We start from the raw sequence: 11999 nt of genomic DNA, 5'->3' as shown, positions 1-11999 counted from the left end.
AGGGAGAGCGATGCAACAGAGGGTAGTGGCGGGGGCGGTGGTGCTGTTTGCGCTCGCCTCCGCGGGGTGTGGAACGGCCGACCGCTGCGACGGCGGGGTGGGGTGTGGTGGGGCGGCGCCGACGGAGGCCGACTGCCTCGAGGCGCTCGCCGCGCACAGGGCGGTCGACGGCTGCGGCGTCTTCGCTATCTCCGCATCGGTCCGGAGCGGGGATGGCACGATGGCGAGCCCGGCGACCTCGCTGGAGCGCGCGATCGAGCTCGCACGCGGCGGCCGGCGCCGCGTGTTCGCGTGCAACCGAGTCTACCCGGAGATCCTGACCATTCCCTCCGGGATCGACATCCACGGCGGGTTCAATTGCGATAACGGCTGGCAGTACGACGCGAACTGGTCGCGGACGATACTCCAGGTCACGTGGACACAAGGCCCGCAGACCATCGTGCCGGACGAGGGCGAGCGCCAGGGATTCGACGACGGCATCACGACGCTCACGGATGTGGACTTCAGACAGATCGGCCCGTTCGACACCGTCGATGCCGGCCAGACCGCGTACGGGATCGTCGTCGAGTCGAACGCGGCGGTGGAGCTGATCCGGAGCGACGTCGTGGTCAACCATGGCGCGAGGGGGCCCCACGGAAACAGCACGCGCGTCGACCAGCCGGAGCGAGCGCGCAACGGAGCGCCCGGGAACCCGGGGAACGACGGCTGCTCGGCCAGCACCGTGCCTGGAGGCGCACCGGTCGCCACGGTCTGCGACGACGGCTCCGTGTCCACGGGCGGCAAAGGGGGCGATGGCCACGCAGATCGCGGCGAGGCCGGGAGCGACGGGATACCGCTGCCAATCCCGAACCCTGATGGCCATGGCCTCGGAGGCAGCGGGGTGAGCGCGGAGGAGAACCGGTGTGAGCACGGGAAACCGGGGCAGGAAGGGGAGCCCGGCGCGGACGGCCGGAGCGGACGCGGCCCGGGGCGGATGACCCGGGCGGGCTGGGTGGGTGAGAGCGGAACCGACGGCAAGGCCGGCGCGCCCGGAACGGCCGGCGGGGGCGGGGGCTCTGTCGGCGGCGCGGCCGCGTGCGGCGCGTCCCCGAAAGGCGGCGCGTCCGGGGGCTCCGGCGGCTCCGGCGGTTGCGGCGGCAACGCGGGCGGCGGGGGCGGCTATGGGGGCGCCAGCATCGGCATCGTCGCCTTCGCGGGCGCCAGAGCGACGTTGCGCGAGGTCGCGATCGAACCGGGCAGCGGCGGGCACGGCGGCCGGGGTGGTCGCGGACAGAACGGCGGGTATGGCGGGTCCGGTGGAACCGGAGGGCAACTGCAGGCAGATGGTTCTCGGGCCTGCAAAGGCGGCTCGGGTGGCTACGGCGGCGTCGGGGGGCACGGCGGCGGCGGTACGGGGGGGCCATCGATCGGCATCGCCTACGTGTCCGAGGATCAGCTCACCCTGGAGAACGTCACCATCGAGCTCGGCGCGCCGGGTGAGGGCGGCTTGACTGACAAGCTGGACGGTGACAAGGGCGACGACGGCTTCGCCGCCGAGACGTACCGCTTCACGCCGTGAGGCCGGCCGGCGCCGCCCCCGTCGGGCTCGTTCGCGACGCGGCGTCCGACGGGCAGGAGCGGTAGCCCGGCCTATCCGGCGAGCGGATGACGATGGGTCTCCGCCGGATGACGACAGGTTCCACCTCGGATGACGATGAACCCCCCGTCGGATGACGGCGGGTACCCGCCTCGATGACGACGTCTCCGGGCCGGATGACGATGGCTCGCCGCCCGATGCCGATGGGGTCCGGCCGGATGCTGATGGGCTCCGGCCGCATGCCGGCGGGCCCCAGCCTCGATGCCGATGCCTCCGGGGCGGATGCAGATGGCTCCCGGCCGGATCACGACGACGTCCACCTCAGATGACGATGGCCCCCTCCCGGAATGACGACGCCCTCCGCCGCGATGCCGACGATTCCGCGCCGCGCGCTTGCGCGTCGGGCGCCGCGCTGTCGCCATCCACGGGCACGCTCCCCGGCGCTCGCTTTCGCCATGGCCAGATCTTGCCACTCCCTCGACATGCCGCTCCGCACCCCCTTAGCCTGCGCTGATGGCCAAACCTATCTCTCCTCCCGAAGAGACCGATGACAACGATCCCACGCTCGAATCCCTCGCTGCGCGGCTCGGCAAGCCGGAACCCGGCATCCTCGAGGCCTTGCTCGACGGCACGACCGAATCCCAGCTCGTCGAGCGAGGGCGGCAGATCGCCTCCTCGCGTGTCTTGACCGATCTGCGCCGCCTCTACGCGACGGCGCACGCGTGCTGGTCGGGCGCGTCGAAGGAGAAGCGGGAGAAGCTGCGCGGCTTCTCGCCGGAGCTGCTCGCGCTCGCGGTCGAGCAGGCGCTCGCGCTGGAGCGGCTGCTCGAGGCGCACGAGAGCGCCGGGCAGAAGAAGGACGCGGCGCGCGCCACGACGGACGCGGCGCTGCGCGAGCGGCTCTCGCGCGCGCTGCTCCTGCGCGACCAGGCCTACGAGGTCCTTCGCGGCGTCGCCGGCTCGGGCAAGGCGGCGCGCGAAGAGCTCGCGCAGGCGGTCGGCACCGCGGAAGATCCTGGCGCGCTCGCGCGCGGGCTCACCCAGCTCGCCGCGCTCGGCAAGCGCTACCTCGCGCAGAAAAAGGGCCCCCTCGCCGTCCGCGCCAAGCTGATGCGGCTCGACCAGGACTACGTAGAGCGCCTTGAAGAGACCGGCAAGGAGCTGACCCAGGCGGCGAAGACCGCGGCCGCGCGCCCCGCGGGCCAGAAGGTCACGAGCGGCGATCTCGACCGGGCCGACGGCATCAACCTGATCCTGCTGGAGCAGATCGTGCGGGTGTTCGAGCGCGCCAACGAGCAGGATCCGAGCATTCCGCGGCTGGTGCCGATCGCGACGCGGCGGCTCTTCAGCCGGAGCACCAGGAAGAAAGCGACCGAGACGTCCGGCGGAGGAGGCGGCGGCGCGGCTGGCAGCGGCAGCGCTGGAAGTGGCGGCGCCGGCGGCGCGCCGCCGGACGAGGAGGATCCGCTCGAAGGCGACGACGCGGTGGTCTGAGCCAATAGCGCTCTGCTCGGAGCCGAGCGTCGACCGAGGGCTCAGGCTGCAACCTGGGCCCTCTTCCTTTTCATCACGCCCTCGCCGGCGCCTTTACGGGCGGACCCTCGCCGGGGGCTAACTCGCATCCATTTCCCGTGGATCTACGTGGCCAGCCACAGTGGACGAACAGCTGCGCAGCAGAGGTGGGTTTCTACCGCTGATTTTGCAACCAGCGCGCGTGGGGGCGCCACCGGCGCGGGGCGCATCGGCCCCGCCTGCGGGACGTCATGAAGCTGTTCCGACTGACTGCGCCGCGTGCCGTGAAATCGGCGGTCAGGACCTACTTAGCGACTGAGGCACAGGGCCACGGCCGGTATGCCGAGGGCGGAGGAAGGGAGAGCGGGGACGCGTTCCTCGGCCGAGCAATGTCCTACCGCTTTCGTGAGGACGCTTGCGTCTAGAAAACGTGCGGGTGAGCGTGCACGGGCGAGAAAAATCGCGGGGTGGAGGGAATGAGCATGAGCGAGAGATCGAGACCGTGGCGACGGAGGACGATCTTTGCGGTGGCTGTTGGCGTCCTGGCGCTTGGCGCGGTGGGGGCCGGGTGTTTGTGGGAGCGGGAGGACCGCACGTTCGGTAGCTTCTGCGCGGCCTCGGTGGGCGGCGAGGAGCACTGCGTGGGCGAGAACCTGGGCCCTGGCGCCGCGTGGACCCAGGCTGAGAAGGATGGCGCGCTGCCCATCGAGGTGTGGGCCACGTGGCCGAACAACAAGACGCTGGAGGAGATCGTCGCGAGCGACTACTCGCTCGACGTCTGGTTCCGCCATGTGGACGAGGCGATCGACTACGTGCGGGACGACGCGAGGAACGCCGAGTCGCTGCGGGCGACGCTCTCGGGCAAGCTCGAGTCGCTGCTCGACGAGGCGAGGGACCGCCAGAGGGCGCTGCTCGCGCAGGCGCCGGTCGACGCGACAGGCAGCTTCAAGGCGGCGATGATCGAGAAGGCGAGCGCCGAGACGGAGCCGCTCGCCGCCGCGCTCGCGGCCGACAAGCAGGCCATGGCGGTCGTGCAGGCGATCTTCGACCAGGCCCGGAGCGACGCGGCCCCGCTGCGATCGAAGTACGCGGGCGTCGCGGCGCGCTTCGCCGCGTACCGCGCGACCGAGGCGGCGGAGACGGCGGCGTACGCGGCGCTGTCGGAGCAGGCGTCGCGGTCGGACATCGACGGCCTCGACGGCGTGGAGCAGGCGGTGCTCGCGGCGGCGCGCGAGGCGAGCCGGGCGCCCGGCGAGCTCGCCGCCGAGATCCTGAGGTCGTCGGCGGCGCTCCAGGTCTTCGCGGCCTCCTTCGACGAGGTGATGGCGCCGCACCGGGAGTTCCTCGCGACGCACGGCGCGGTCCTGCCGGACATGACCTCGGGGGCGCTGCGGTCGCTGAACGCGATGCTGGGCTACGCGGAGCGGCGGGTCGCCCGGAGCGACGCGACGGCGACGGCGCTGCTCGGCGGCATCGCGCTGCGCCGGCAGGCGCTCCGCGTGCTGCAGATGGACGAGGGGACGCGCGAGGCGATCGCAGGGGCGCGGACCCGCAAGGCGTCGGACGCCTTCGGGGAGCGTGCGCGCGCGCAGGTCGCGGCGCTGTCGGCGGCGCCGCCGGTGAGCGAGAAGCTCGGGCTGCCGCTGCTGGCCGAGCGGTGCGGGGAGCTGGCGGGGCTCGTGCAGATGCGGCCGCTCTGCGGGACGGCGGGGTCGTCGTGGCGCGAGGCCGGGTGCGCGGCACTTCGGGAGCGGTTCGACGTCGCGGAGGCCGAGCTCAGGACGGGGCTGCCGCGGAAGATCGCGGAGGGCCTGGCGGCGCTGCGGGAGAAGGGGATGGCCGCGGCGGCGCTCGACGCGGCGCAGGCGAGGCTCGACGCGGGTGACGTGAAGGGCGCCGCGATGGCGTATGACGCCGCCGTGCGCGGCGCGGAGGGGACATGAGCCGGACGAAGAAGGTTGCGCGGCGCCGCTGGAGCGCCGCGGTGTTCCAGAGGCTCGTGCTGGTCACAGCGCTGGCGGTGGTGTCGCCGTCGTTCGCGTGGGCCGGCACGTCGTACACCCTCGACTGGGTCTCCACCCAGTTCAACCCGGGGTGCCTCACCCCCGAGCTCCTCAACCCTGGAGCGGCGTACTTCCGCGTGAACGATACGCCGCTTCCCACCTACGAGGTCCCGGGCGAGTTCGCGTTCCATGACGACGGCTCGGAGAGCAATCGGATGGAGGCGGCGTTCGATTCGGTGCTGCTCGGGATGGGCATGAACGACTTCCACTTCCACGTCAGCAGGGAGGGGGGCGACAACACCTGCGTCAACGCGCGCGAGGTGGTGAACCTCGTGTCGGTGCCGCTCGGGCTGAACAAGCCGCTCTTCGACGTCCGGCGGCGCGGGGTGGCGTTCTCCGGCGACACGACCCTCGACCTGAGCCTCGCGGAGATCAACCCGGCGCTCGCGCGCGACATCGAGATCCTGCTCGCCGAGATCGCCAAGGAGCGCAAGGCGCTCGTGGCGAACGCCCCGCGGGTGGCGCGCCTGGCGGAGAAGATGGACCTGCTCCAGCAGCTCGACACCGAGCTGAAGGACCTGGTCAGCCGGCCGCTCGACGAGATCTCGAGGACCGATCTCGACGCGATCCTCGACCGGTACAAGGACGCGGTCGGCGCGGAGACGCGCGCCGCGATGGAGCAGCTCGTCGACGATCTGAAGAAGAGCGTCAGCGATCTCGAGGACGAGCTCGCGCGGCTGATGGACGAGTTCGGCGCGCAGGCGGACGAGGTGGCGGACCTGGCGACGCAGGACGCGCGCGACGAGGGGTGGAACCCGGACGACGCGGGGGCGTACGCGCTCGGGGAGAGCGAGGTGCCGTGGGTCGAGGTGCCGGACATCTCGGCAGTGGACGGGGCGTTCGACGAGGGGAGGGACCCGTACGCGGCGTACGCGGACGCGGTGATCGCGGCGCTGGAGGCGGACGTCAGCGGTCGGGTGGTGGTCCTTCGGGCGGACTTCGTGGCGAACGTGAGGGCGTGGCGGGCGAACAGCGCGGCGCTGGAGATCGCGCTGCGCGATCGGATGGGGGTGTCGCTGACGGAGACGAACGCGTTCCTGAAGGCGCAGAACCGGATCACCGGGTTCGTGCGGCAGTTCATGGATGCGTCGGACTGGTTCGAGGACTCGCCGGTGCCGCCGGACCTGCGGGCGCAGGTGGACAGGGTGCTCAAGCCGCGGTTCGATGTGCTCGCGGATCAGATGAAGGACAGCCTGAACCAGTGGACGGGGGACGGGCTCGACCTGGAGCAGACGCAGCTCTACCAGACGATCAGCGCGTTCGCGGGGGCGATGTCGACCGTAGGCGAGGGCTTCGAGGCGTACGGCGAGGTGATGCAGACGCTGGTGCACGCGACGACGCGCATCGGGGTGGGGTTCGTGCCGGTGGTCGGGCCGGCGCTCGACCTGTGCGAGGCGGTAACGGGCAAGGAGTGGTGTGTGCCGTCGGGGCGAGAGCTCAGCGACGAGGAGCGGATCTTCTCGGGGCTGGGCTTCGGGCTCGGGGCGGTCGGGCACATCTGGCACGGCGTTGCTGCCGCCGGCGCGCTACCGCCGCGTGGGATCCGGATCGCCGGGGAGATCGCGGAGGTCGATAAGGTCGTTGTCAAGGGGTTCGAGGTATGGAGGCTCCGCGGGTACAAGACGCTGGAGGGGCACGTCACGAAGAACGGGTTCAACACCTTCGAGAAGGCGGCGATCAGTTTCATGACCCGCGACGAGCGGGCGCTCCTCGGCGTCGGAGACGGCGGCGTGCGCAAGATGCTCGGCCTTCCAGACGAGTCGCTCCCCGGCATGTCCGGTGGGAAGGCTCCTGACTTCGTGACGGTCACCCGCGGGCAGAAGCTGATCGTGAGCGAAGTGAAAGGGGGCAACCCGGTTGAGCTAGACGATGTGTTCAAGCAGTTGTCGAACGGGATGGAGGGGCTACGGAAGAAGGGAGTCGCGGGGGATGTCGAGCATGTCGAGCTCATCATGACGCGCGGTGCGAAATTCAAGCCGAAAGATACCTATGCCGTCAAGGATGGGTACCTCTTCAACACAAAGACGCGCAAGAAGGTGACCCTGAAAGGATTCAATCACCCCATCAAGGTGACCCAGCTATGAGTGAATCAGGGCCGTCGTTCTTCGCCGGGTGTGATGCGGCAGAGACGCTCGACGCGTTCCTGGCGGCGCTGCCGGCGCTCATGCATCCAGGGACTCGTATCAGCATGATGACAGACGGCGGCCTATTCTACACGACCTCCATGGACGAGGCGGTCGCGATGATCCGAACCGAGTTCGCCGCAGGTCCTTCCGGTGGAGCAGGCCTCGACGTCGTGCTGGGCGGCACCAAGCGCCTCTTCGGTTGCAGCTGCCACTGTTACACCGAAGAGGCCGCTCGTGACATCTCGGCCGGCCCCATCCACATGACCACGTGCGACCAGCGTACGTTTCTCTGCTCTCTCCTCGAGCTCGCCTGGGGCAGGGGCCCGCGCTCGATCGAGGCCGAGGCCGCGGTCGCGTGGCACCTGCTCCGGGATGACCTCGAGGACCTCCTGCTCCGCCTCTGCGCGCCGGACGCGAGCGGCCGCGTCCGCACCGGCGCATGCACGAACGCAGGAGACTGGATCGCACCGGTGCGCATGTGCGCGACGTACAACGCGGACGCGCGGGACATCGCGCGCGATCTCGCCCTCTCGTGGCTGCAGCGCCACGACAAGGAGATGGTATCGCGCAACGCGGGCCTGTCGCTGGAAGCGCTCCGCGCGCGGGTGGAAGCCGCGCCGGCCGGGGCGCGCATCCCGCTCAAGGGCGGAAGCGACCGCGCACACTCCCTCTCCCGCGAGACCGTCCTCAAGGCGCTGGCAACGCCGCCCTCCGCCCTGCTGGAGGCGCTCGAGGCCGCGGCGGCGCCCGACGAGGCGTGGCGCGCCGCCGAGCCGCGCGCGAGAGAGATCCTGGCGCTGACGAGCGAGATCGCGGAGACGGGCGAAGGCCCGCCGACGTGGCAGGTGCACACGGACACGCGCGCCCACGTCCGCTTCCTCCGAAAGCACGCGCCTTTTCACGTGCGCCGCCTCGCGGGCGGCGGCGTGATCCTGGCGACCCACCCGTTCCGCTCGCTCTGGCCGCTCTGGGTCGACGCGCTCTTCTCGCTCGGCCTGATGCCCTGACCCAGCAACCTCATGAGGGTGAACCAAGGATGAAACCAGGGCCGTACTTCTTCGCCTGGTGTGACGAGGCAGAGCGGGTCGACGCGTTCGCGGCGGCGTTGCCGGCGCTCGTGATCCCGGGGAGGTATATCAGCGTGACGATGGGCTCCGACGTGGATCGCACCGTGAACTTCGTGGACGAGGCGGTCGCGATGATCCGCGCCCACTTCGGACGCACCGATGCCGACACCTACTTCGCCATGGAGCTCGACGACCGGCGCTCATTCTATGGCCACTATCGCTGCTTCACCGGCAAGAGCGAACGTCTCAAGCCGAGGGGCCCCATCCACCTGGTCTCTGCCGACATGGCGGACATTCTCCCGCTGGATTTGTACCTCGCCCTGGGCAGCGGACCGCGCTCCGTGGAGGCGGAAGCCGAGCTCACGTGGCACATCGTTCTGGACTACCTCGAGGACCTGCTGCTCCGCCTCTGCGCGCCCGACGCGAGCAGGCGCGTCTCGACCGGCGGCTGCACGAGCGCGTGGACCTGGCTCGCGCCGGTCTCGATGTGCGCGACGTACAACGCGGACGCCCGCGACATCGCGCGCGATCTGGCCCTGTCGTGGGTCAGCCTCCACGACAAGGAAAAGGTCTCGTTGATCGCGGGCATGTCGCTGGAGGCGCTGCACGCGCGTATTGACGCCGCGCCGGCCGGGGCGCGCGTGGTTCCGACGGACAAGAGCGGGCGCTCGATCCCGCTCTCCCGCGAGACCGTCCTCAAGGCGCTGGCCATGCCGGGCTCCGCCCTGATCGAGGCGCTCGTGGCCGCCGCCGATGTGCCCGACGAGGCGTGGCGCGCCGCGGAGCCACGCGCCGAGGAGATCCACAACCTGACGGTGCAGGCCCGGGCGCGCGGTGAGGGGTTCACCCGCGGCGGCGGGTCCCTCACCTGGGTGGAATTGACGGGCGAGCACGTCTACTTCCTGGTGGATCACGCCCGGTTCCACGTCCGGCGCCTCCCGAACGGTGGCATCTTGCTGGCGACCCACCCCTACCGCACGCTCTGGCCGCTCTGGGCCGACGCGCTCTTCGCGCTCGGCCTGATGTCCTGACGCAGGTCGTGCATCCGCTCCCTTCTCCGGACTTCACACCCCGGCTCTCCGGACTTCACACCCCGGCCGCAGATACCAGACGGCGCCCCCCTCCCTGAGCGCGCGGAGCGCGCGATTAGGGAGGGGCGGACCGCGCGCAGGCGCGGAGCGCCGAGCACGGGCCGGGGGTGGGCATCCACTCTCTCGGAGCTATCCGCCACCGTTTCAGAGCCGTCCGATCGACGGCCAACACCGAGGGGTGGAACCCGGACGACGCGGGGGCGTACGCGCTCGGGGAGAGCGAGGTGCCGTGGGTCGAGGTGCCGGACGTCTCGGAAGTGGACGGTGCGTTCGACGAGGGGAGGGACCCGTACGCGGCGTACGCGGACGCGGTGATCGCGGCGCTCGAGGCGGACGTGAGCGGCCGGGTGGTGGTCCTTCGGGCGGACTTCGTGGCGAACGTGAGGGCGTGGCGGGCGAACAGCGCGGCGCTGGAGATCGCGCTGCGCGACCGGAGGGGGGTGTCGCTGGCGGAGACGAACGCGTTCCTGAAGGCGCAGAACCGGATCACCGGGTTCGTGCGGCAGTTCATGGATGCGTCGGACTGGTTCGAGGACTCGCCGGTGCCTGCCGACCTGCGGGCGCAAGTGGACAGGGTGCTGAAGCCGCGGTTCGACGCGCTGGCGGACCAGATGAAGGACAGCCTGAATCAGTGGACGGGCGACGGGCTCGACCTGGAGCAGACGCAGCTCTACCAGACGATCAGCGCGTTCGCGGGGGCGATGTCGACGGTCGGCGAGGGCTTCGAGGCGTACGGCGAGGTGATGCAGACGCTCGTGCACGCGACGACGCGCATCGGGGTGGGGTTCGTGCCGGTGGTGGGGCCGGCGCTCGACCTGTGCGAGGCGGTCACCGGGAAGGCGTGGTGCTTGCCGTCGGGAGAGGAACTGAGCGACGAGGAGCGGATCTTCTCGGGGCTGGGCTTCGGGCTCGGGGCGGTCGGGCCGATGTGGCGCGCGGTCAAGACCAGCAGCGGCCTGCGGCCGGCCGCGATCCGGGTGGCCGGGGAGATCGCCGAGATCGAGGAGGCGTTCGCCAAGATCGTGAAAACGAACCGCGTCCGGGGGTACAAGGGGCTCACCGGGGCGATCACCAAGTTCGAGGTGAACATCTTCGAGAAGAAGGCGGCCAAGTTCCTGGTGGACGACGGCCGATCGCTCGTCGGGGTCGGCGACGATGCCGTGCGCGACGTGGTCGGCATTCCGAGGGAATCGAGCCCTGGGGGTAGCGAGGGGGCGGCGCCCGACTTCGTGTCGATATCCAGCGGGCACCAGCTGATCGTGAGCGAGGCCAAGGGCGGGAAGATCGATGTCGGCAAGGTTCGCGATCAGCTCACGAACGCGATGATGGCGTTGAAGAAGAGGAGGCTCGATGGAGATGTGGCCCGGTACGAGCTCATCATGGAGCAGGGCGCGAAGTTTAATGATCCGAACATCACGGTTCGGGACGGCTACCTGTTCAACTGGAAGACGGGCAAGAACGTGACCTTGATAGACTCCGATAGATTCATCATGGTAATCCGGCTATGAGCGAATCAGAACCTTGGTTCTATGCGTGGTGTGACGAGGCAGAACGGCTCGACGCGTTCGCCGCCGCCCTGTCGGCCCTCGTCAGTCCGGGGGCTCTCATCAGCCTGATGATGAGCCACCAGCAAGGGTGCCGGACACGCTCCGTGGACGAAGTGCTCGCGATGATCCGCGCCCACTTCGGAGGAACGAACAACGCTCACCTCCTGTCCGGCGTGAGCCTGAGTGACTCCGAGCGCGGCATGCTGTTCGGCCTCAAGTGCTACACCGATGAAAGCGAACGTCTCTGTCCTTGGGGCCCGCTCTGCTTGAGTGCGGGCGAACGGAAGTGGGATTTTTACCCCTACGAGATCCCCGTGGGCATGGGCCCGCGCTGCGTCGAGGCCGAGGCCGCGGTCGCCTGTCACCTGGTTCAGGGCGACATCGCGGAACTCCTGCTTCGCCTCTGCGCGCCGGACGCGAGCGGGCGCGTGCCGACCGGCGCCTGCACGACCAACCAGGACTGGAGCGCCCCGGTCGAGATGTGCGCGACCTACAACGCGAACGCCTCGGAGCTCGCGCGCGACGTCGCCCTCTCGTGGGTGAGCCTCCACCACAAGGAGAGCGTCTCGCGCATCGCCGGTACGTCGCTGGAAGCGCTCCGCGCGCGTGTGGAAGCCGCGCCGCGCGGCGCGCGCGTGCCCATGAAAGGCACGAGCGAGCTCACGCGTTCTCTCTCGCGAGAGACCGTGCTCAAGGCGCTCGCGACGCCGTCGGCCACGCTACTCGAAGCGCTCGAGGCCGCGGCGGTGCCCGACGACGCGTGGCGCGTGGCCGAGCCAAAGGCGCGCGAGCTCCTGGAGCTACGCCGCCAGCTCGAGGACGAAGCCGCGGGGGAGGTCCCACCCGCCTTCTGGATAACCATCACGACGCGCGAGCACACCCGCTTCCTGGAAGAGCACGCCCCCTTCCACGTCCGCCGCCTCCCGAGCGGCGGCGTCATGCTGGCCACGCACCCGTACCGCACGCTCTGGCCGCTCTGGGCCGACGCGCTCTTCGTGCTCGGCCTCCTGTCCTGAC

Annotated in this window: 8 protein-coding genes; all 8 read left to right on the top strand. The window is 70.3% G+C overall.

Going from position 1 to position 11999, the window contains the following annotated elements:
- The first annotated feature begins 10 nt into the window (after window positions 1–10).
- The 8 genes from WME75_RS39085 (at window position 11) to WME75_RS39050 (ending at window position 11998) form a co-directional block, all read left to right on the top strand.
- Window positions 11–1558 (top strand): hypothetical protein, encoded by a 1548-nt coding sequence (locus tag WME75_RS39085; protein ID WP_437481694.1) that lies wholly within the window; start codon window positions 11–13, stop codon window positions 1556–1558.
- 531 nt (window positions 1559–2089) lie between these two features.
- Window positions 2090–3070 carry a hypothetical protein gene (locus WME75_RS39080; protein ID WP_437481693.1) on the top strand — a complete coding sequence of 327 codons (981 nt, stop codon included), beginning with the start codon at window positions 2090–2092 and terminating at the stop codon, window positions 3068–3070.
- Window positions 3071–3615: 545 nt separating this feature from the next.
- Window positions 3616–5031, top strand: coding sequence for a hypothetical protein (locus WME75_RS39075; protein ID WP_437481692.1), 1416 nt, complete (start codon window positions 3616–3618; stop codon window positions 5029–5031).
- A complete protein-coding gene (locus WME75_RS39070) occupies window positions 5028–7235 on the top strand; it encodes a hypothetical protein (protein ID WP_437481691.1) in 2208 nt (735 codons plus the stop codon). Before WME75_RS39075 ends, WME75_RS39070 begins: the two co-directional genes overlap by 4 nt.
- Complete coding sequence (locus tag WME75_RS39065) at window positions 7232–8284, top strand: hypothetical protein (protein ID WP_437481690.1); 1053 nt, start codon at window positions 7232–7234, stop codon at window positions 8282–8284. The genes WME75_RS39070 and WME75_RS39065 overlap by 4 nt, the downstream gene beginning before the upstream one ends.
- A gap of 29 nt (window positions 8285–8313) precedes the next feature.
- A complete protein-coding gene (locus tag WME75_RS39060) occupies window positions 8314–9375 on the top strand; it encodes a hypothetical protein (RefSeq protein WP_437481689.1) in 1062 nt (353 codons plus the stop codon).
- 167 nt (window positions 9376–9542) lie between these two features.
- Window positions 9543–10943, top strand: a complete 1401-nt coding sequence (locus WME75_RS39055; protein WP_437481688.1) for a hypothetical protein — start codon at window positions 9543–9545, stop codon at window positions 10941–10943.
- The gene (locus tag WME75_RS39050; protein ID WP_437481687.1) at window positions 10940–11998 is read left to right on the top strand and encodes a hypothetical protein; all 1059 of its coding nucleotides are present in this window, start codon (window positions 10940–10942) and stop codon (window positions 11996–11998) included. The genes WME75_RS39055 and WME75_RS39050 overlap by 4 nt, the downstream gene beginning before the upstream one ends.
- The last annotated feature ends 1 nt before the right edge of the window (window position 11999 follow it).

Origin of the sequence: Sorangium sp. So ce1014 (assembly GCF_051521505.1) — a bacterium.
In the GTDB taxonomy this organism is placed as follows: Bacteria; Myxococcota_A; Polyangia; order Polyangiales; family Polyangiaceae; genus Sorangium.
This window is presented reverse-complemented; position numbering and strand designations above follow the sequence as displayed.